This is a genomic window from Flavisphingomonas formosensis, assembly GCF_009755815.1.
Lineage (GTDB): Bacteria > Pseudomonadota > Alphaproteobacteria > Sphingomonadales > Sphingomonadaceae > Flavisphingomonas > Flavisphingomonas formosensis.
Map to the genome: position 1 here is coordinate 17,783 of NZ_WRPK01000002.1, position 21,406 is coordinate 39,188.

Annotated in this window: 20 protein-coding genes; 11 read left to right on the top strand and 9 right to left on the bottom strand. The window is 65.9% G+C overall.

Going from position 1 to position 21,406, the window contains the following annotated elements:
- The 6 genes from GQY20_RS06220 (at position 1) to GQY20_RS06245 (ending at position 6,227) form a co-directional block, all read left to right on the top strand.
- Positions 1-1,587: a type II and III secretion system protein family protein gene (locus GQY20_RS06220; protein ID WP_157216214.1), complete on the top strand. Its 1,587-nt coding sequence runs from the start codon at positions 1-3 to the stop codon at positions 1,585-1,587.
- 23 nt (positions 1,588-1,610) lie between these two features.
- Positions 1,611-2,252 (top strand): CpaD family pilus assembly protein, encoded by a 642-nt coding sequence (locus GQY20_RS06225; RefSeq protein WP_157216215.1) that lies wholly within the window; start codon positions 1,611-1,613, stop codon positions 2,250-2,252.
- Entirely contained in the window at positions 2,249-3,517 is a 1,269-nt protein-coding gene (locus GQY20_RS06230; RefSeq protein ID WP_157216216.1) for a pilus assembly protein CpaE, read from the top strand. Before GQY20_RS06225 ends, GQY20_RS06230 begins: the two co-directional genes overlap by 4 nt.
- A gap of 51 nt (positions 3,518-3,568) precedes the next feature.
- Positions 3,569-4,546, top strand: a complete 978-nt coding sequence (locus GQY20_RS06235) for a type II secretion system F family protein (protein ID WP_157216217.1) — start codon at positions 3,569-3,571, stop codon at positions 4,544-4,546.
- Between the two features lie 21 nt (positions 4,547-4,567).
- Positions 4,568-5,569, top strand: a complete 1,002-nt coding sequence (locus tag GQY20_RS06240; RefSeq protein WP_157216218.1) for a type II secretion system F family protein — start codon at positions 4,568-4,570, stop codon at positions 5,567-5,569.
- 142 nt (positions 5,570-5,711) lie between these two features.
- The gene (locus GQY20_RS06245) at positions 5,712-6,227 is read left to right on the top strand and encodes a hypothetical protein (RefSeq protein ID WP_157216219.1); all 516 of its coding nucleotides are present in this window, start codon (positions 5,712-5,714) and stop codon (positions 6,225-6,227) included.
- Between the two features lie 396 nt (positions 6,228-6,623).
- Here the strand turns inward: GQY20_RS06245 and ppdK are convergent, their stop codons facing one another.
- The 3 genes from ppdK to GQY20_RS06260 form a co-directional block, all read right to left on the bottom strand.
- Complete coding sequence (gene ppdK, locus GQY20_RS06250; RefSeq protein WP_157216220.1) at positions 6,624-9,305, bottom strand: pyruvate, phosphate dikinase; 2,682 nt, start codon at positions 9,303-9,305, stop codon at positions 6,624-6,626.
- 141 nt (positions 9,306-9,446) lie between these two features.
- Positions 9,447-11,480 carry a glycine--tRNA ligase subunit beta gene (gene glyS / locus GQY20_RS06255; protein WP_157216221.1) on the bottom strand — a complete coding sequence of 678 codons (2,034 nt, stop codon included), beginning with the start codon at positions 11,478-11,480 and terminating at the stop codon, positions 9,447-9,449.
- Positions 11,477-12,370, bottom strand: coding sequence for a glycine--tRNA ligase subunit alpha (locus GQY20_RS06260; protein ID WP_157216222.1), 894 nt, complete (start codon positions 12,368-12,370; stop codon positions 11,477-11,479). The genes glyS and GQY20_RS06260 overlap by 4 nt, the downstream gene beginning before the upstream one ends.
- Before the next feature lie 158 nt (positions 12,371-12,528).
- On the opposite strand from GQY20_RS06260, the gene GQY20_RS06265 reads away from it, so the two are divergent.
- From GQY20_RS06265 to pth, 3 genes are all read left to right on the top strand, one after another.
- Positions 12,529-13,413, top strand: a complete 885-nt coding sequence (locus GQY20_RS06265; protein ID WP_157216223.1) for a TraB/GumN family protein — start codon at positions 12,529-12,531, stop codon at positions 13,411-13,413.
- A 123-nt stretch (positions 13,414-13,536) separates the two neighbouring features.
- A complete protein-coding gene (locus tag GQY20_RS06270) occupies positions 13,537-14,169 on the top strand; it encodes a 50S ribosomal protein L25/general stress protein Ctc (RefSeq protein WP_157216224.1) in 633 nt (210 codons plus the stop codon).
- Positions 14,170-14,205: 36 nt separating this feature from the next.
- Positions 14,206-14,775, top strand: a complete 570-nt coding sequence (gene pth / locus GQY20_RS06275; RefSeq protein WP_157216225.1) for an aminoacyl-tRNA hydrolase — start codon at positions 14,206-14,208, stop codon at positions 14,773-14,775.
- 31 nt (positions 14,776-14,806) lie between these two features.
- On the opposite strand, the gene GQY20_RS06280 is transcribed toward pth, so the two are convergent.
- Positions 14,807-15,007, bottom strand: coding sequence for a hypothetical protein (locus GQY20_RS06280; RefSeq protein ID WP_157216226.1), 201 nt, complete (start codon positions 15,005-15,007; stop codon positions 14,807-14,809).
- Between the two features lie 143 nt (positions 15,008-15,150).
- Between GQY20_RS06280 and ychF the strand changes: the two genes are divergently transcribed.
- Entirely contained in the window at positions 15,151-16,251 is a 1,101-nt protein-coding gene (gene ychF, locus GQY20_RS06285; protein WP_157216227.1) for a redox-regulated ATPase YchF, read from the top strand.
- A 102-nt stretch (positions 16,252-16,353) separates the two neighbouring features.
- On the top strand, positions 16,354-16,812 hold the full coding sequence (locus GQY20_RS06290; protein WP_232475917.1) for a MaoC family dehydratase: 459 nt from the start codon (positions 16,354-16,356) through the stop codon (positions 16,810-16,812).
- 331 nt (positions 16,813-17,143) lie between these two features.
- Here the strand turns inward: GQY20_RS06290 and GQY20_RS06295 are convergent, their stop codons facing one another.
- The 5 genes from GQY20_RS06295 to petA are packed head-to-tail and all read right to left on the bottom strand — an operon-like array spanning position 17,144 to position 21,269.
- Positions 17,144-17,683, bottom strand: coding sequence for an adenine phosphoribosyltransferase (locus GQY20_RS06295; RefSeq protein WP_157216229.1), 540 nt, complete (start codon positions 17,681-17,683; stop codon positions 17,144-17,146).
- Positions 17,680-18,540 (bottom strand): S-methyl-5'-thioadenosine phosphorylase, encoded by an 861-nt coding sequence (gene mtnP, locus GQY20_RS06300; RefSeq protein WP_157216230.1) that lies wholly within the window; start codon positions 18,538-18,540, stop codon positions 17,680-17,682. Before mtnP ends, GQY20_RS06295 begins: the two co-directional genes overlap by 4 nt.
- 19 nt (positions 18,541-18,559) lie before the next feature.
- Positions 18,560-19,399 (bottom strand): cytochrome c1, encoded by an 840-nt coding sequence (locus GQY20_RS06305; protein ID WP_157216231.1) that lies wholly within the window; start codon positions 19,397-19,399, stop codon positions 18,560-18,562.
- A gap of 20 nt (positions 19,400-19,419) precedes the next feature.
- Positions 19,420-20,697: a cytochrome b gene (locus GQY20_RS06310; protein WP_157216232.1), complete on the bottom strand. Its 1,278-nt coding sequence runs from the start codon at positions 20,695-20,697 to the stop codon at positions 19,420-19,422.
- A gap of 11 nt (positions 20,698-20,708) precedes the next feature.
- Entirely contained in the window at positions 20,709-21,269 is a 561-nt protein-coding gene (gene petA, locus GQY20_RS06315; protein WP_157216233.1) for a ubiquinol-cytochrome c reductase iron-sulfur subunit, read from the bottom strand.
- Positions 21,270-21,406 lie beyond the last annotated feature (137 nt).

Sequence of the window (21,406 nt, forward strand, 5' to 3'; positions counted from 1 at the left end):
ATGCTGGCGAAATCCACGCTCAAAAATGGCACGCTCGGCACGCTGATCGCCGCAGGCCTCGCCATCGGACTGGTAGTGGGCGCGTCGAGCCCGATCGGCGCCGTGCCCTATCGCGCCAAGGCCCGCCCGGCCAGCGGCCCGTCCCGTACCGCACCGCCCCGCGAGACGATCACGCTTTCGACCGGACGGGGCCAGCTCATCAACCTGCCCGGGCCGATCTCGGACCTGTTCGTCGCCAGCGACAAGATCGCCGACGTCCAGGTCCGCTCCTCCCGTCAGATCTACGTGTTCGGCAAGGATGCCGGCGAGACGACCGTCTACGCCACGAACAAGGCAGGCGGCGTCGTCTATTCGGCAAATGTCCGCGTCGGGCAGAATATCGGCAGCGTCCAGCAGATGCTGAACATGGCCATGCCCGACAGCGGCATCAAGGCCACGGTGATGAACGGCCTCGTCCTGCTCACCGGCACGGTGTCCGCGCCCGACGATGTCGAACAGGCGCAACGGCTGACCCAGGCGCTGGTCGGCAAGCAGTTCGAGATCGTCAACCAGATCCGCTCGACCACGCCGATGCAGGTCAATCTCCAGGTGCGTATCGCCGAGGTGAATCGCGATTTCGTGAAGTCAATCGGCGTGAACCTGCTGACGCGCGACCGCAGCGGCGGCTTCCTGTTCGGCGTGAGCCGCGGCAACGCCGGCACGATCGGCACGATCACCGACTCCAATTCGAGCACCGGCCTGCCGAAGGGGGCGACCTCCTATGCCTTCAACGCCGCCACCAGCGCGACTACGATCGGCATGGCCGGCCACCTGCTCGGGCTCGACATTCTCTCCACGCTGGATCTCGCCGAAAATGACGGCATGGCCAACGTCCTGGCCGAGCCCAATCTGACGGCGCTGTCCGGCGAAACCGCGAGCTTCCTCGCCGGTGGCGAGATTCCGATCCCCGTGCCGCAATATCAGGGCGTCACCACGATCGAATATAAGCAATATGGCGTCAGCCTCGCCTTCACGCCTACCGTGCTCTCCAACGGCCGGATCTCGATGCGCGTCCGCCCTGAGGTGTCGCAGCTCACCACCAGCTCGGTGACGATCCAGGGCTATACCATTCCCGGCCTCACCACCCGCCGTGCCGAGACGACGGTGGAGCTCGGTTCGGGCCAGAGCTTCATGATCGGCGGCCTGCTGAGCCAGACCACGAACAACACGATCGACAAGGCGCCGGGCCTCGGCGACCTGCCGATCCTCGGCGCGCTGTTCCGTTCGCGCAGCTATCAACGCCAGGAAACGGAGCTGGTGATCATCGTGACGCCCTATCTGGTGAAGCCTGTGTCGGCGAGCCAGATGGCCTCGCCGACCGATGGCTATCGCCAGCCGACCGACGTGCAGGGCGTGCTCGGCGCGCAGAGCTTCGATGGCAAGACGGGCGACAGGCGCCCCGTTCCGACGATGGCGCCGCCGCCGGCAGGCGTCCTGCCGCCCGCTCCCGGTTTCGCACCGCCTGGCGCCAATGCCGATCCCGCGGATCGGCGCAAGAAGACGGCCAGGGAACAGGCTTCGGCCAATCCCGGTTTCTCGATCAACTGAGCCTGCGCAGGGGAGAATCAGTCATGCGTCGCATCACCCTCGTTTCGCTCCTGTCGCTGGGCGCCAGCCTCGGCGCCTGCGGTCCGGTCAATCGCAGCATGGATTCGGTGCATCAGCCGATCGTGAGCCGCAACGATTATATGTTCGACGTGGTCGTCGACAGCGGCGGCGCACTGGCCCCCGGCGAGGACCGGCGGCTCGGCGGCTGGTTCGATTCGATCCGCCTCGGCTATGGAGATCGCGTCGCGATCGACGCAACCGGCATGTCGCGCGGCTATGCCGCCCGCAACCAGGTGGCGCAGATCGCCGCCCGCTACGGGCTCCTGGTCGATACGCTGCCACCGGCCGCCACGCCCGGCGTGCCCACCGGGGCATTGCGGATCGTTGTCAGCCGTGCTGCGGCGGGCGTCCCGCGCTGCCCCGACTGGGATCGCGTCTCCCAGCCGGAATTCGCCGGATCCGCGATGTCCAACTATGGCTGCGCAGTGAATTCGAACCTCGCGGCAATGGTCGCCAATCCCGAGGATCTCGTCCACGGTCAGAATGGTGGCGGGACGAGCGACGGCCGCACCGTGAACCGCGCTCTCAGAGTGTATCGCGACGCGATCCCGACCGCGGTGAAAGAAATCAAGAAGGAATCGACCACGAGTGGAGGTGGCCAATGAACGCGCCGTTCAACCATGGTCGCGCGGGCGTGCGCGAACCTTTCAGCGCCTTCGTGTGCGACGACATGACCGCGGATCTGCTGAAGCCCATCCTCACCGAGATGGGCTGGCAGCAGGAGCGGATCTACCGAGGCGGCCTGCGCAACGCGGTGCAATCCCTGTCCGTATCGGCCAGCCCGAGCATTCTCTTCGTCGACATGTCGGAATCGGGCGATCCGCTGCATGACATCAACGCCCTTGCCGAAGTCTGCGAGCCCGGCACCGTCGTGATCGCCGCCGGCCAGGTGAACGACGTGCGCCTCTATCGCGATCTCGTCGCCAGCGGCATCCAGGATTATCTGCTGAAGCCGTTCAGCGCCGATCAGATGCGCGACGCGATCGCCCATGCGCAGCTCACCCTCGCCGGCCCCAAGCCGACCGACCATGCCAATGACCGGCCGCATCTGATGACCGCGATCGTGGGCGTGCGCGGCGGCGTCGGCGCGTCGACCATCGCGGCTTCGATCGCCTGGCTGTTCGGCGACAAGGCTGGCCGGTCGACCGCACTGCTCGATCTCGACGTGCATTTCGGCACGGGCGCCCTCGCCCTCGATCTCGAGCCGGGCCGTGGCCTGACCGACGCGATCGAGAATCCGAGCCGCATCGACGGCCTGTTCATCGAGCGCGCCATGGTGAAGGCCAGCGACAAGCTCGCGGTGCTCTCGGCCGAGGCCCCGATCCATCAGCCGCTGATGAGCGACGGCAGCGCCTTCTTCCAGCTGCAGGAGGAAATGAAGGCCGCCTTCGAATGCACCGTGATCGATCTGCCGCGCACCATGCTCGTGCAGCATCCGCATCTCATGCACGACGTGCAGGCCACCGTGGTCGTCACCGAGCTGACCTTGGCCGCGACGCGCGATGCAATCCGCATCCTCTCCTGGATGAAGGCCAATGCGCCGCAGTCCAAGGTGGTGGTGGTGGCCAGCAAGGTTCCCGCATCCGGCGCGCCGGAGATCAGCCGCAAGGATTTCGAACAGTCGATCGAACGGAAGATCGACTTCCTCGTCCCTCTCGACGTGAAATCCGCCGCCCAGGCTGCCAAGCTCGGCAAACCGCTGGCCGAGGTGGCCAAGGGCGGAGTGCCCGGCAAGACGCTGTCCACCCTAGCCGAAGAGCTGATTGCGGTGATCGACGCGGGCGCGACGGAGCAGAAAGGGCCCGGCAAATCGCTGCTCGGCAAGCTCGGCGAGCTCAAGTCGCTGCTGCCCGCGAAGAAGGTGAAGTGAGGCGAAGGCGCTGCACATGAGCAGGTTCTTCCAGAAGGTTGACAGGCTGCCATGCCGCTGATGCCGATCCTGATCCTTGCAGGTGGCATGATGCTCGTGCTCGTCATGCTGGTGATGGCCTTCTCGGGGCCGTCGACCGGCAAGGCACAATCGCGCCGGCTGGAGATCCTGAAGGAACGTTACAGCACCTCCAGCAGCGCCGCCGTGCAGGCGCAGATGCGGCGCATCCTTGCCCAGCGGGAGACCACCAAGCTCGACAGCGCAGTGGCACGGTTCATTCCGAACCCCACGCTGATGCGCAAGCGCATCGCGATGACGGGGCGCGACTGGTCGCTTACCCAATATGGCCTTGTTTCGCTGGCGATCACGGTCGTCGTCGCAGCTCTGGTCTGGCTGAAGGGCATGCCGATCGCGATGGCGCTGCTCAGCGGCATCTTTCTCGGCGCCGGCCTGCCCTATTTCGTGGTGGGCATCCTCATCAAGCGGCGGATCGCGGCGTTCAACGCGCGCTTTCCGGATGCCATCGATCTGCTCGTGCGCGGTCTGCGCTCCGGCCTGCCCATCTCCGAGACGCTGGGGGTCGTCGCCAGCGAGGTGCCCGGGCCGGTGGGCGTCGAATTCCGGGCGGTAGCGGACAAGATGAAGATCGGCCGCACGATGGAGGCGGCGCTGCAGGATACCGCCGATCGGATCGGCACGCCGGAGTTCCAGTTCTTCGTGATCACGCTCGCCATCCAGCGCGAGACCGGCGGCAATCTCGCCGAGACCTTGTCGAACCTGTCGGACGTACTGCGCAAGCGTGCGCAGATGAAGCTGAAGATCAAGGCGATGTCGTCGGAATCCAAGGCCTCGGCCTATATCGTCGGCGCCCTGCCCTTCATCGTGTTCGGCTTGGTCTTCTGGATGAACCCCGCCTATCTCAGCGGCTTCTTCTCCGATCCCCGGCTGATCATCGCCGGCATAGGCGGCATGATCTGGATGTCGATCGGCGGCTTCATCATGGCCAAGATGGTCAATTTCGAGATTTGAGAGGGGGACGGAGAGCGGATCATGGGTGAGGTTGCCGGCCCGACCGTCATGGGAATGAGCGTCACGACTGTCGCGACGATGCTGATCGCGGTGGCGACAGGTGCCTTGCTGCTCGCGCTATGGGCTGCATTCACCGTGCGCGATCCGATGTCCAAGCGGGTCAAGGCGCTCAACGAAAGACGCGAGGAACTCAAGGCCGGCATATCCGCGGCGCCGTCGAAGAAGCGCAGCCGCCTCAATCCCACCAACCAGACGACCGATCGCATGCGATCGCTGCTGCAGTCGCTGAAGGTGCTTCAGGACGAACAGCTCAAGCAGGCACAGATCAAGCTGATGCAGGCCGGCATCCGCTCCAAGGATGCCGCCGTGGCGGTGATCTTCGGCCGGCTGGTGCTCCCGATCGTGATCGGCGGTACCGTCGTGGTGGGCGTCTATCTGCTCCACTGGTTTCCGGACTGGTCACCCTTCAAGAAATTCCTGCTGGCTGCCGGCGCGCTGATCCTGAGCTACAAGGCGCCCGACCTTTATGTTCAGAACATGGTCACCAAGCGCAGCACCGCGATCCGCAAGGCGCTGCCCGACGGGCTCGATCTGCTGGTGATCTGCGCCGAGGCGGGCCTTACCGTCGATGCCGCCTTCCATCGCGTCGCGCGCGAGCTCGGCAAGGGTTATCCGGAGCTCGGGGACGAATTCGCCCTCACCGCGATCGAACTCGGCTTCCTCACCGATCGGCGCGCGGCATTTGAAAACCTCGCCCAGCGGATCGATCTCGAGGCGATCCGCGGCGTCGTCACCACGATGATCCAGACCGAGAAATATGGCACTCCGCTGGCCTCGGCGCTGCGCGTGCTCTCGGCCGAATTTCGCAACGAGCGCATGATGCGTGCGGAGGAAAAGGCCGCGCGCCTGCCCGCGATCATGACGGTGCCGCTGATCCTTTTCATCCTGCCGGTGCTGTTCATCGTGATCCTCGGACCCGCGGCCTGCGCGATCTCGGACCAGTTCCTGCATCGCAACGGATGATTCGCAGCACCTGCCGCTTTTTGTTTCGCTGCCGTGACCTGTCGCGCTAGGGTGCGGCGGCGGGCGGCGCAACATATCTGTAACGAACGGAACCGGACGGGGCCGTCGTGCGTTTGCACCTCCCGCTAGGGGAGGTGTCTACATGCTTCAGTTCACGACCAACCAATGGGCGATCCTCGGGCTCGTGCTCGTCCTCGGCTGGCTGCTTGGTCTGCTGTCCCGGGCGGGTGCAGGAAAATGGCGCAAGCAGGCGGAGGAGGAGCAGCAACTGCGCCTCGCCGCGCAGGAACGGTTCGAAGCACGCATCAAGGCCGCCAATGCCCGGATCGCGGAACTGGAGAAATCGCAGCCCCCTGTCGGGGCCGGCACGGGCGCGGCCATCGCTGCGGCGGCTTCGGGCAAGCGAGACGATCTGGCGTTGATCCGCGGCATCGGCCGTGCCGGCGAGACCCGGCTCAACGAATGCGGCGTCACGCGCTACAGGGACATCACGGGTCTCAGCGAGACCGAGGAAGCGGAGCTCGAAGGACGTATCGGCGCCGAGCCTGGCTATATCGCGCAGGAAGAATGGCGCGAGCAGGCCGCCCTGCTGGCCGCCGGCAAGACCGAGGAGCATGCCCGCATCTACGGCACCCCGAGCGGAGTCGCCGCCGCTTGAGAGCGATGAATCCTCCCCCGCAGGGGAGGGCTATCGCATATGAACGGCAGAGTTCTTCATCCTCCCCATCGCAGATGGGGAGGGGGACCGCGCGCAGCGCGGTGGAGGGGAAATGCGCGGCCGGCTAACGGCTCGCACTTTGCAAATGCACGGTATTTCCCCTCCACCAGCCTTCGGCTGGTCCCCCTCCCCAGCAGAGCTGGGGAGGATGAGGAGGCCCGCATGCAGCGATTTCGCCATATGCGATTGCCCTGCCCCGCAGGGGGAGGAACCACCGAAGGTGGTGGAGGGGTTCAGCTCTCCACAGCGCAGACACCGGACATGACACCCAGGCGAACCGCGGCAGCAGTCACCCTCCCCGTCCGGGGAGGATGAAGACCTGAACATACCGCTATATCAGCCCTGCTTCTTGTTGAGCGCCGCCTGTGCCGCCGCCAGCCGGGCGATCGGCACCCGATAGGGCGAAGCCGAGACGTAATCGAGGCCGGTCTTTTCGCAGAAGGCGATCGAGGCCGGATCGCCGCCATGCTCGCCGCAGATGCCGAGCTTGATCTTCTCGCGGGTCTTGCGCCCCCGTTCGGCCGCCAGCTCGATCAGCTCGCCGACACCTTCCACGTCGAGGCTCACGAACGGATCCTTGGCGTAAATGCCCTTGTCGACATAGGTGCCGAGGAAACGGCCGGCGTCATCTCGTGAAACGCCCAGCGTAGTCTGGGTGAGATCGTTGGTGCCGAAGGAGAAGAATTCGCCTACTTCGGCGATCTCGCCCGCCTTCAGCGCGGCGCGCGGCAGCTCGATCATCGTGCCGACCAGATAGTCGACCCGCCGGCCCTTCTCGGCGAACACCGCCTCGGCCGCCTTGTCGATCACCGCCTTCATCAGCTCCAGCTCGCGCCGGGTGGCGACGAGCGGCACCATCACTTCGGGGATCGGCGCGGCGCCGGTCTTCTCCGCGACGTCGACCGCCGCCTCGAAGATGGCGCGGGCCTGCATCTCGTAGATTTCGGGATAGGTCACGCCCAGGCGGCAGCCGCGATGGCCGAGCATCGGATTGAACTCGTGCAGCTCCGCCGCGCGGCGCTTCAGCGCCTCGACGCCGACACCGGCCGCCTCGGCCACCTCGGCGAACTCCTCCTCGGCATGAGGCAGGAACTCGTGCAGCGGCGGATCGAGCAGGCGGATCGTCACCGGCAGGCCGGCCATGATCTCGAAGATCTGCGCGAAATCGCCGCGCTGCTCGGGCAGCAGCTTGTCAAGCGCGACACGGCGGCCCTTCTCGTCCTCCGCCAGGATCATCTGGCGCACCGCGGTGATGCGGGCCGCGTCGAAGAACATATGCTCGGTACGGCAGAGGCCGACACCCTCGGCGCCGAAGGTCCGCGCCACCTTGCAGTCGAGCGGCGTCTCGGCATTGGCGCGCACCTTCAGGCGCCGCACCTCGTCCGCCCAACCCATCAGCGTGCCGAAATCGCCCGCCAGTCCCGGCTGCACGGTCGGCACCGGCCCCATCATCACCTCGCCGGTCGATCCGTCGATGGTGATTACGTCGCCCTCGCGCACCTCGCGCCCGGCGGTGCGGAACAGCTTGGCCTTGGCGTCGATCGCCAGGCTGCCGACGCCCGACACGCAAGGGCGGCCCATGCCGCGCGCCACCACCGCGGCGTGGCTGGTCATGCCGCCCCGCGCGGTGAGGATGCCCTTTGCGGCGTGCATGCCGTGAATATCCTCCGGGCTCGTCTCGACACGGACGAGGATCACCGCATCGCCCATCTCCGCCCGCTTCTCGGCCGTGTCGGCATCGAACACGACGATGCCCGAGGCCGCGCCCGGCGAGGCAGGCAGGCCCTTCGCGATCACGTCGCGCGGCGCCTTCGGATCGAGCGTCGGATGGAGCAGCTGGTCGAGCGCGGCCGGGTCGACGCGCAGCACCGCCTCCTCGCGCGTGATCAGCCCCTCGTCGGCCATGTCCACCGCGATCTTCAGCGCCGCCTTCGCGGTGCGCTTGCCCGACCGGGTCTGCAGCATCCACAGCTTGGACTGCTCCACGGTGAACTCGATGTCCTGCATATCGCGATAATGCGTCTCGAGCAGGTCGAACACCTTGGCGAGCTGGCCATAGACCTCCGGCATCGCCTCTTCCATCGAGGCCGGCTTGGCGCCCGCGGCCTCGCGCGCCGCCTTGGTGAGATATTGCGGCGTGCGGATGCCGGCGACGACGTCCTCGCCCTGCGCGTTGATCAGGAACTCGCCATAATAGGCATGGTCGCCCTTCGACGGATCGCGCGTGAAGGCGACGCCGGTCGCCGAGGTGTCGCCCATATTGCCGAACACCATCGCCTGGACGTTCACTGCCGTGCCCCAGTCGCCCGGAATGTCGTTTAGCCGGCGATAGACCTTCGCCCGCTCGGACTGCCAGGATCCGAACACCGCGCCGATCGCACCCCAGAGCTGATCATGCACGTCCTGCGGAAAAGGCTTGTTCCACTGCTCCTCGACGATCGCCTTGTACTGCTTGACGAGGGCGCGCCAGTCGGCCGCGGTCAGCTCGGTATCGAGCGAATAACCCTTGTCCTCCTTGGCGATCTCCAGCGCTTCCTCGAAGGCGCCATGATCCAGCTCGAGGACGACGTCCGAATACATCTGGATGAAGCGGCGATAGCTGTCCCACGCGAACCGCTCGTCGCCCGACGCGCTCGCCAGCCCCTCGACCGTCTGGTCGTTGAGGCCGAGGTTCAGCACGGTGTCCATCATGCCCGGCATCGACACTCGCGCGCCCGAACGGACCGAGACGAGCAGCGGATCGGACGCATCGCCGAACCTCTTGCCGGTCACCCGCTCGATGTGGGCGATGCCCTCGGCGACTTCGGCACGAAGGCTGTCGGGGAAGCTTTCACCCTCTTCATAATAGCGCGTGCACATCTCGGTGGAGATGGTGAAGCCCGGAGGCACCGGCAGGCCGATCGACGCCATCTCGGCAAGATTTGCGCCCTTGCCGCCGAGCAGGAACTTGTCGCCCTTGCCGCCGTCCGAAACACCGCCACCGAAGCGATACACAAAGCGCGAAGTCGTGGTCGTCATACGTCCATCCCCGTGATGCGCGTGTCATGATACGCACCGGCAGAGTCTATTGTGCGCCGCAGCACGCGCGTCAATATGTCCTGCTTTTCTAAATTGTCCGTATCCGAAAACTCTTGCAAGCGAGGCTTCGGCGTCTCTGGCTCAGCCTTCGATCCGCCCGAAATCCGCCACCTTATGCACCGCCGCACGGATCCGATCGAGCAGCGCTAGACGCGCGGCGCGCTTGTCCGGATCCGAGTCGTTCACGGTCACGTCGGTGAAGAAAGCGTCGATCGGCCCGCGCAGCGGCGCCAGTGCCGCCATCGCCCCTTCGAAATCTTCCGTCTCGACCGCCTGTGCCGCCGCCGGCTCCGCCCGGTCGAGCGCGGCGATCAGCGCCGCCTCGGCGGGTTCGAGGGCATAATCGCCCGCCGGCGCAGCGGCGCCAGCCTCGATCCCCTCCTTCTTGAGGATGTTCGCTGCACGCTTGTAACCGGCAAGCAGGTTGGCGCCGTCTTCGGTCGCCACGAACGCCTGCAGCGCCTTCACGCGGGCGAGCAACCGGACGAGATCGTCCTCACCGCCGAGCGCGAACACCGCGTCGATCAGATCGTGGCGCACGCCGGCTTCGCGCTGCTGCACCTTGAGACGATCGGCGAAGAAATCGAGCAATTCGCCTCGTGCGACCGCAAATCGCAGATCGTTGGCCGTGATGAGCTGGATCACGCCGAGCGCGGCACGGCGCAGCGCGAACGGATCGCGCGATCCGGTCGGCTTTTCGTCGATGCCGAAGAAAGCGCGCAATGTATCGAGCTTGTCCGCCAGGCTTACTGCCACCGTCACCGGCGCGGTCGGCACGTCGTCGCCCTGCCCCGCCGGCTTGTAATGATCGCGGATCGCATCGGCGACGGCATCGGGCAGCCCCTGCGCCCGTGCATAATAGCCGCCCATGACGCCCTGCAATTCGGGGAACTCCCCGACCATGCCGGTGACGAGATCCGCCTTGGCAAGGCGAGCAGCGTTACTGACATTATTAAAAAGGGCAGTTTCTGGTTGCGCTACATCCTCTCCAGGCTTCACGACCTTTGTATCGACCAACCACCGCGCGAGAGCGACGACACGATCGACCTTGTCGGCGACGGTGCCGAGCTTCTCATGAAAGACGATCTGGTCGAGCTTCTTCGCCTGCTCCTCCAGCGGAACCTTGAGGTCCTGCTCCCAGAAGAAGCGCGCGTCGGAGAGCCGCGCCGCCAGCACCTTGCCGTTGCCGGCGACGATCGCCGCGCCGCCATCGCTCGCCTCGATATTGGCGGTGCAGATGAAGGCGGGGGCGAGCCGGCCCTCGGCATCGTTCAGCACGAAATATTTCTGGTTGGTCCGCAAGGTGAGTTGGATCACCTCGCGCGGCACCTCCAGGAAGGCCGGATCGAAGCGACCGAGCAGCGGCACCGGCCATTCGGTAAGGCCGGCATTCTCCGCCACCAGCCCCTCGTCGGGCACCACGCTGAAGCCCGCCTCCGCCGCCAGCGCGGCGGCACGGTCACGCACGATCGCGCGGCGTTCCGCGGCATCGACGATCACATGGCAGGCGCGCAGCTTTGCGGCATAGTCCTGCGCGCTGCCGATCGTGATCGCGCCGGGATGGTGGAAGCGATGGCCGACCGTGGCGGCGCCGCTCGCGATCCCGTCGATCTCGAACGGCACGACATCGTCGCCGAACAGCGCGACGATGCCCTGCAGCGGGCGCACCCAGCGCAGCGAGGCGGTCGACCCCGAGGCGACGCCCCAACGCATCGACTTGGGCCAGGGAAAGGCGCGGACGATCGCCGGGATCGCCTGGGCGAGCACGTCGGTGGTGGCGCGGCCCGGCTTCTCGACAATGGCGAACAGCACGCCGTCACGCTCGACCAGATCCTCGCGCGCGAGGCCGGTCTTGCGCAGGAAGCCCTCCAGCGCCTGCGGCGGCGCCGAGGCACGCGGCCCCTTGGTCTCCTCCCGCACCGCTTCCGTCTCGCCCGGCAGCCCTCGGGCGATGAGGGCCAGGCGGCGCGGCGTCACGAAGCTTTCGATCGCCTCGGCCGCAAGGCCCGCCTTGCCGATCTCCTCCTTGAACAGGCGCGCGAGATCGGCTGCCGCCTTCTCCTGCATCCGCGCCGGGATTTCCTCGGAGAGCAGCTCGAGAAGGAAATCGGTCACGCGTCCCACCCGTTATGATCCATCCACGCCTTGCAGGCGCCCTTCGCCAGCTCGCGCACGCGGCCGATATAGGCCTGGCGCTCAGCCACCGAGATCACGCCGCGCGCCTGCAGCGTGTTGAAGATATGGCTCGCCTTGATCGCCTGGTCATAAGCCGGCAGCGGCAGCGCGGGCGTTCGCTCCAGCAGCGCCTTGCACTCCTCGGCCGCATCGCGGAACCAGCGGAACAAGGTCTCGGTGTTCGCCGCCTCGAAATTATAGGCGCTGAACTGGCGCTCATTCTCCAGGAAGACGTCGCCATAGGTCACGCCCCCCTGATCCTTGGGAACGTCGTTGAAGGCGAGATCATAGACGTTGTCGACGCCCTGGATGTACATCGCCAGCCGTTCGAGCCCGTAGGTGAGCTCGCCCGCCACCGGCTTGCAGTCGAAGCCGCCGACCTGCTGGAAATAGGTGAACTGGCTCACCTCCATGCCGTCGCACCACACTTCCCAGCCGAGGCCCCAGGCGCCGAGCGTCGGGCTCTCCCAATCATCCTCGACGAAGCGGATGTCGTGCAGCAGCGGATCGACCCCGATCGCCGCCAGGCTGCCCAGATACAGCGCCTGCAGGTCGGGCGGAGACGGCTTCAATATCACCTGATACTGGTAATAATGGCCGAGCCGGTTCGGGTTCTCGCCATAGCGGCCGTCGGTCGGGCGGCGCGAAGGCTGGACATAGGCTGCCTTCCACGGCCTGGGGCCGAGCGCACGCAGCGTCGTCGCGGGATGGAAGGTGCCCGCCCCCATTTCGACGTCATAGGGCTGCAGGATCACGCAGCCTTGCGCGCTCCAATAATCGTGCAGGGTAAGGATCAGCTTCTGGAAGCTGAGCGGCTTGGCGTCGCCCACTTTTCGGCCTTTGGTCTTGCGGCAAATGGTGCCGGGGCTTTGGCGCAAGGGGGCTGTGCGGTCAAGTTTCCCACGCCGCCTTCTTCATCCTCCCGGACCGGGGAGAAGGATGAACAAGCAGGAATGACGAGCCAGCGTTTCCCCGCTACGAGCCTCCCATGAAACGCTCCACCCTCCTCGCTTCCTTTCTTGCTCTCGTTTTTGCCGCCCCCCTCCCCGCCAGGGCGCCGGTGCGCGAGACCAGGCCGGCGCTGTGGAAACTCTCCGACGCGGATACGACCATCTATCTGTTCGGCACGATCCACGCCCTGCCCACCGGCACCCATTGGCGGGACAAGCGGATAGACACGGCGCTCGCCGCCTCGCGCGAGCTGGTGCTGGAGGCGGTGTTCGGCGACGATCCGCTCGCGACCGCGCGGCAGCTCTATGCGATCGGCGTGAAGCCCGGCCTGCCGCCGCTGGCCGAACGCGTGGCTCCGACGAAGCGCGCAGAGCTGGAGGCGCTGGTGAAGAGGAGCGGCATGCCGCCCGCGACGCTGGACAAGATGAAGACATGGACGGCCGGCATTCTGCTGTTCGGCCATGTGATGAAGGATCTCGGCATCAGCTCCGACGCCGGCGTCGAGGCCGAGCTGCGCAGCATCTTCGCCGCCGCGAAGAAGCCGATCGCAGGTCTGGAGACGCCCGCGCAGCAACTCGGCTATCTCGACAGCCTCTCCGAGGACGAGCAGCGCATTTTCCTGGAGGGCGTGATCGACGATCCCGCCAGGAGCAAGGCCGAGCTCGACGCGATGCTCGCCGCCTGGCGGCGCGGCGACGAGCAGGCGATCGCGCGCAGCTTCGAAAATGATCCGGAAATGTCGCCCATGCTGAAGGAGGTGCTGCTCAGGCGCCGCAACGAAGCGTGGACGGACTGGCTGATCAAGCGGCTCGACACCCCGGGCACGATCTTCGTCGCGGTCGGCGCAGGGCACCTTGCCGGCCCCGATTCGGTCCGTGCGATGCTGGAAAAGCATGGCCTCAAGGTCACACGGGTGCAGTAGGACGGGCCGAAGGACGCCGCCGCCTTGTGTTCCGGCCCATTCCCCGCTATGCGCCCGCCCTTCCCGTCATGGTCATCCCTGGAGGCGTGACGGGTATGTTGCACAGCCAATTGGAGACATACGATGAGCGACGTGCTCACCCTGTCGGCCGAGGCGCGTGAACGGGCAGGCAAGGGAGCCTCCCGCCAGCACCGCCGCGACGGCCGCGTTCCCGCCGTGATCTACGGCAACAAGGAAAATCCGGTCGCGATCCATCTCGAGGAGCGCGCGCTGGTGAAGATCCTCAACACCGGCCACTTCATGAACAGCGTCGTGATGATCGACATCGGCGGCAAGAAGACCCGCACCCTGCCCAAGGACGTGCAGTTCCATCCCGTCACCGATCGTCCGTTGCATGTCGATTTCCTGCGCATCAGCGAGCATGCCAAGGTGCATGTGAACGTGCCGGTCGTGTTCACCGACGAGGAAGAGTCGCCCGGCATCAAGCGCGGCGGCGTGCTGAACATCGTCCGCCACGAGCTCGATCTGGTCTGCGACGCGGCCGAGATCCCGAGTGAGATCACCATCTCGCTGAACGGCCTCGAAGTCGGCGATTCGATCCACATCTCCAACGTCACCCTGCCCCGCGGCGCCGAATCCGGCATCGAGGAGCGGGACTTCACCATCGCCACGATCGTCGCGCCGTCCGCGCTGAAGTCGAGCGAGGGCGAGGCGGAAGCCGAGGCCGGCGACGAAGCCGAGCCCGCCGGCGAATAATCGTCTCTATCGTCGGGGCCGATCGGGAGTTTGCCCATGCAGCTCTGGGTCGGCCTCGGCAATCCCGGTGCCCAATATGCGATGCACCGGCACAATGTGGGCTTCATGGCGCTGGACGCCATCGCCGAGGTCCATGGATTTTCGCCCGTAAAGAAGGCGTTCCAGGGCTGGACGCAGGAAGGGCGGATCGGATCCCACAAGATCCTGCTGCTGAAGCCCGCCACCTTCATGAACGAAAGCGGCCGCGCCATCGGCGAGGCGATGCGCTTCTACAAGCTCGGCGCCGCAGACGTCACCGTCTTCCATGACGAACTCGATCTCGCCCCGTTCAAGGTGAAGGTGAAGACCGGCGGCGGCACCGCGGGCCACAATGGCCTGCGCTCGGCCGACGCGCATATTGGCAACGATTTTCGCCGCGTCCGCATCGGCATCGGCCATCCGGGCCACAAGGACCGCGTGACCGGCCACGTGCTCGGCAATTTCGCCAAGAACGAGATCGATCCGCTTGCCGACATGCTGGGCGCGATCGCCGCCGAGGCCGCATGGCTCGCCAATGGCGACGATGCGCGTTTCATGAACGAAGTGGCGCTGCGGCTGGCGGACTGACGCCGCGCCAGCCACAGCGGACCCTGCTAGGTCACTGGCCGTAATTCTTGGGCTTGCCGAAATCGACCTGCCCGCCTTGCGCCCCGAAGCCGCCCTGATGGCTGGCGTCGGCATCGTCGGTGGCGAGCGACTTGGCATGGCGCATGCGGGCGACCTTCTCCTCCGTCACGCGCTCCTCGACGACGGCTTCCTCGTCGGGGTTGGCATGGATGGTGTCCGGTTTGTCGGCCATGATGACTCTCCTTGTCTGATGGACCTATGCCCCTCTCAACGAAGCAGCGTCGACGCCCGTTCCGCAGCCCGGCGCGGATCATGGTGGAATGGTGGCGCGCATACGCCTAAAGGGTCCGCAATTTCCTATCCCGGAGTGATTGCATGGGTTTCCGTTGCGGCATCGTCGGCCTACCGAACGTCGGCAAGTCCACCCTCTTCAACGCGCTGACCGAAACGGCCGCAGCCCAGGCCGCCAACTATCCCTTCTGCACGATCGAGCCGAATATCGGCCAGGTCGCCGTGCCGGATCCGCGGCTCGACGAAATCGCTGCGATCGCCGGCTCGGCGAAGATCGTCGAGACGCAGCTCGCTTTCGTCGACATCGCCGGCCTCGTGCGCGGCGCCTCCACCGGCGAGGGCCTCGGCAACCAGTTCCTCGGCAATATCCGCGAGGTGGATGCGATCGTCCATGTGCTGCGCTGCTTCGAGGATGGCGACGTCACCCATGTCGAGGGCAAGGTCGATCCGGTCGCCGATGCCGAGACGGTGGAGACCGAGCTGATGCTCGCCGATCTCGAGAGCCTGGAGCGTCGCGTGCCCGCATTCGCCAAGAAGGCGGCGCAGGGCGACAAGGAAGCCAAGGCCGCGGCCTCCGTGCTCGGCCAGGCGCTGGACCTTCTGCGCGACGGCAAGCCCGCCCGCCTCACCCAGCCCAAGGACGATGACGAGCAGCGGATCTTCAGCCAGGCGCAACTGCTGACCGCAAAGCCCGTGCTCTACGTCTGCAACGTCGACGAGGGTGCCGCCGCGGAGGGCAACGCCCTGTCGGCCCGCGTGTTCGAGAAGGCGGCGGCCGAGGGCGCCAAGGCGGTGATCGTTTCCGCCGCCATCGAGGCGGAGATCGCGACCATGGCGCCGGAGGACCGGGCCGAATTCCTCTCCGACCTCGGCCTCGCCGAAACCGGCCTCGCCCGCGTCATCCGCGCGGGCTATGACCTGCTGAACCTGATCACCTTCTTCACCGCCGGCCCGAAGGAGGCCCGCGCCTGGACTGTCGAGAAAGGCGCCAAGGCACCGCAGGCGGCGGGCGTCATCCACAGCGACTTCGAACGTGCCTTCATCCGTGCCGAAACCATCGCCTTCGCCGATTATATCGCGTTCAAGGGCGAAACCGGCGCCCGCGAGGCGGGCAGGCTGCGCGCAGAGGGCAAGGATTATCGGGTGCAGGACGGCGACGTCATGCTGTTCCGGACCGGCGCCTGAAATATTTCCGCTTCGGATCCTTGCGTATCCGGAACGGAAATGGATCACTGGGGTTGCGACAGGAACCGACCCCTCGGTCACGCCTTCGGAACGGAGAGTGATGTGACGATTTACCTCGAAGACATCGAGGTCGGGCAGACCTTCTCGTTCGGCTCCTATCCGGTGACGCGCGAAGAGGTACTCGAATTTGCCTCGCGCTACGATCCGCAGGCGTTCCACCTCGATGACGAAGCAGCCGCCGACAATCCGATCTTCGGCCGGCTGGCGGCGAGCGGCTGGCACACCGCAGCGATGGTGATGCGGCTGACGGTCGATTATTGGCAGGAGATCGGGCTGACCACGCTCGGCGCCAGCGGCGTGGACGAACTGCGCTGGCTGAAGCCGGTCTATCCCGGCGACGAGTTGCGCGCCGAGGCCGAGGTGCTCGCCCGACGCGTATCCAGCCGCGCCGATAGAGGAGTCGTCACCTTCCGCACGACCGCGTTCAACAACCATGACGAGCCGGTTATGACGCAGGTCGCCAACGTCTTCATCCCCGCGCGGCCGACCGAAAGCGCATGATGCCTGCCCTCCCATCGGGGGCACGATGATCTTCAAACATTGTCGATCTGGAGCTTTTCTTCTTCGTCACCCCAGCGGAAGCTGGGGTCGCTCGCCAAAGTCACCCGCGGTCAGCTGAGTGCGATGCCAGCTTCCGCCGCAGGCGGAGTTTGTCCTGAGCTTAGTCGAAGGACTGGCATGACGCCGCGAAAAACGGCCAAACCCCTGCGAGAATCCGGTGGTTCGAGGGCATCGTCGGAGTGGAATGCGATCGGGCGGATACGATGCCCCCAAAAGGAGCCTTGAGCAGGGAAAGCAGCGACCATCATCGGCCGCCCTTCTGCCCGATCCTTCAATGCCCTTCGAACGCCACCAGCGTGCCCACCGGCACATCCTCGGCGCGCAGCCGGTCCGCGCCGCCGAGGTCGGGCAGGTCGATGACGAAGCTGGCGCCGGTCACCACCGCACCGGCCTTGCGCAACAGCCGCACCGCAGCGGCGGCGGTGCCACCCGTGGCGATCAGATCGTCGACCAGCAGGATGCGCGCGCCCGGGACGAAGGCGTCCTCATGCATCTCGATCCGGTCCTGGCCATATTCCAGCGTATAATCGACGGCGACCGTCCTGCCCGGCAGCTTGCCGTCCTTGCGGATCAGCAGCAGCCCCACGCCCAGTTTCTGCGCCACGGCCGCGCCGAAGATGAAGCCGCGGGCTTCGATCCCGGCGACGAGGTCGATCGGCCCGGGATGCAAGCCCGCCAGCCGGTCGATCGTCATGGCGAGGCCCGGCCCGTCGAGCAGCAGCGTCGTGATGTCGCGAAAGAGGATGCCGGGTTTCGGGAAATCCGGAATGGTGCGGATCAGCGCCGCGATATCGGCATTGTGCGTGGTCATGCGAAGATCCTCGGGGCGAGATTGGCGAGCCGCCGCCGCGTCTTTTCCGGCCAGGTATCGCGCGCGGTCATCACCGATCCTTCCAGCGCGGCCGTGCAGCCCTCGCTGCAATGGGCAGCCGGCGCGGACAGCCGGGCGACGCTCTCGACCAGCGCCTGCGCATTGGCGACGTTGGCGTTCATCACCCGGATGATCTCGCCGACGTCGACGTCATGCTCCGCCCAGGCATCGAAATCGGTGACCATCGCGACGCACTGGTAGCAAAGCTCGGCTTCGCGGGCGAGGCGCGCCTCGGGCAGGCCGGTCATGCCGACAATGTCGAAACCGGAGGCGCGATGGAGGATGGATTCGGCGCGCGTGGCGAATTGCGGCCCCTCGGTGACCACCATCGTCCCGCCGATGCGATGCGGCAGATGCAATTCGGACAGCGCCTCGCCGACGATCCCGCGTAGCCGTCCGCAGGCGGGCCGTCCGAATGCGACATGGCCGACGATGCCGCTGCCGAAGAAACTGCGCGGGCCACGGACCGTGCGGTCGACATATTGGTCGACGGCGACGAAGGTGCCGGGCGGCAGTTCCTCGCGGAAGGAGCCCACTGCCGAGATGGCAAGAATTTCTGTGCAACCCGCCGCCTTCAGCGCGGCGATGTTGGCGCGGTAGTTGATTTCGTCGGGCGCGATGCGGTGGCCGCGGCCATGCCGGGGCAGGAAGGCGACGTCGCGTCCTTCGATGGCGCCGATGAGGAGCTGGTCGGAGGGCAGCCCCCAGGGGGTTTCGACGGAGATCCACTCCCCGTTGGCGAGAGCGGGCATCTTGTAGAGCCCACTGCCGCCGATGAGGCCGAGGCGGCTGCTCATGGCCGCCGCCTCGTCGTCATCAATGCTTCATGCCCGACCAGATGTTCCGGTAGGCCGCGAAGGCGAGGCCGGTCGCGATCAGCAGGAAGATTACCGCAACCACGCCTGCACGATGGCGGGCTTCCAGCTTGGGCTCGGCCGTCCAGATCAGGAAGGCGGAGACGTCGCTGGCCATCTGCGGCACCGTCGCCTTGGTACCGTCCGAGTAGGACACCTGGCCTTCGGCCACGAGCGGCGGCGGCATCGCGATGTTCAGGTTCGCGAAATAGGGATTGTAGTGCAGTCCCGGAGGCGGAGCGGAATCCGGAAAGCGCTTCAGCAGCTCGGCAGGCGGGTTCTGGAAGCCCGTCAGGATCGAGTCCACATAGGGCGCGCCGCCTTCCCGGGCCTTGACGATCAGCGAGAGATCCGGCGGCAGCGCATTGTTGTTCGACGCGCGGGCCGCAGTCTCGTTGGCGTAGGGGCTCGGGATATAGTCGCTCGGCAGCGCCTTGCGCGTCGTCGCCTCACCCTTGTCGTCCACCGTCGGGACCTCGACTGCCCAACCCTTGGCGATCGCTTTCACCTCAGGCTTGGAGAAGCCGATCTCTTCCAGGTCGCGGAACGCGACGAGGCGGAGAGAATGGCAGGCCGAACAGACTTCCTTGTAGACTTGGAAGCCGCGCTGCAGCTGCTGCCGGTCGAAGCGGCCCAGGGGACCGTCGCTGGCATAGTGGATTTCCTTGGGTTCCCTATGGAACACGCTGGCTGCCGTCACCTCCGGCGCGTCATGTGGGGTAAAGAATACCGCACAGAGCAGCGCCAGGATGAAGCCCAGGCCTACGATGAACCCGACGAACGGAACGGCGAGACGACCCATCGGTCAATGACTCCTGATCTTCAGGCCGGCTGGCCGGTGGTCGCCGGCTCTTCGCCGAGGACGGATGCGGTGATCGACATCGGCAGCGGCAGCGGACGCTCGATGGCCGAGACGATCGGCAGGATGATGAGGAAGTGCGCGAAGTAATAGATCGCGGCAAGCTGCCCCAGGAGCACCCAGACCCCTTCCGGCGGCTTCATGCCGCACAGGCCGAGGACGAACACGTCGAGCACCAGCACCCAGAAGAACCACTTGTACATCGGGCGATAGCGGGCCGAGCGGACCGGCGAGCGGTCGATCCAGGGCAGGAAGAAGAGCAGAGCGATGGCGCCGAACATAGCCAGCACGCCCCACAGCTTTGCCGGGATCCAGAGGAAGTTGAAAGTGAAGGCGCGCAGGATCGCGTAGAAGGGCCAGAAATACCATTCGGGCACGATGTGCGCAGGCGTCGAGAGCGGGTTCGCCGGGATATAGTTGTCCGGATGTCCCAGCGCGTTCGGCGCGAAGAACATCAGGATGGAGAAGATCACCAGGAACACGCCAAGGCCGAAGCCGTCCTTCGCGGTATAATAGGGATGGAACGGAACCGTATCCTGCGGACCCTTCACTTCCACGCCGGTCGGGTTGCTGGAACCCGGAATGTGCAGCGCCCAGATGTGCAGGATGATGACACCCGCGATCACGAACGGCAGCAGATAGTGAAGCGAGAAGAAGCGGTTGAGCGCGGCATTGTCCGGCGCGAAGCCGCCGAGCAGCCATTCGCGGATCGGCTCGCCGACGACCGGGATGGCCGAGAAGAAGCCGGTGATCACCTGCGCGCCCCAGAAGCTCATCTGACCCCAGGGAAGCACATAGCCCATGAAGGCGGTGGCCATCATGAGGAGGAAGATCACGACGCCGAGCAGCCAGACCATCTCGCGTGGCGCCTTGTAGGATCCGTAATAGAGGCCGCGGAAAATGTGCAGATAGACGACGATGAAGAACATGCTGGCGCCGTTGGCGTGCGCATAGCGCATCGCCCAGCCCGCGTTCACGTCGCGCACCGTATGCTCGATCGAATCGAAGGCGACGCCCGCATTGGCGGCATAATGCATCGCCATCACCACGCCCGTGATGATCTGGATCACCAGCGCAGCGCCGGCGAGCACGCCGAAATTCCACATGTAATTGAGGTTGCGCGGAACCGGATAACCGGCGCCGACGGCGTTATAGACGAGGCGAGGCAGCGGCAGCTTCTCGTCCATCCAGCGCATGAGCGGATGCTTCGGCGCGTAATGATTTGCCCAGGGAAAGCTCATGTCTGTCTACCTCACCCGATCTGCACGACGGTGTCGGATTTGAAGCTGTGCTCCGGCACCTGCAGGTTCTTGGGCGCCGGGCCTTTGCGGATACGCGCGGCCGTATCGTAGGCCGAACCGTGGCAGGGGCAGAAATAGCCGCCGAACGGGCCGCGATTCTCGCCTTCGCCCGCGCCCAGCGGCACGCAGCCGAGATGGGTGCAGACGCCGAGCGTGATCAGCCAATTCTCCTTGCCGGCGGTCGTCCGCTCGGCGAGCGTCTGGGGATCGCGCAGCTCGGAGAGCGGCACCGCATTCGCTTCCGCGATCTCCTTCGGCGTCAGGTTCCGGATGAACACCGGCTGCTTGCGCCACAGCGTCTTGATCGCCTGGCCCGGCGCGATCTTCGAGATGTCCACCTCGATCGATGCGAGCGCGAGCACGTCGGCCGATGGGTTCATCTGGTTGACCAGCGGCAGCACCACCGCCACCGCGCCGACGCCGGCGAAGCTCACTGCGGCGATGTTGATGAAGTCACGGCGGCGGACATCATGCCCCTCGCCCGTCGTTTCCGTCTGTTCCAGCGTCGTCATGCCAGACCCTTGCGCTTGGTTTAAGGGCGTACCGGCAAGGTTTGTTTCCGCCCCTCCTGACACGCCACCGCCACCCCATTTTCCCCCGGCGGTTGCCGCGCCTGATAGACTTCAACTTATGCGTTTGCCAACACGAT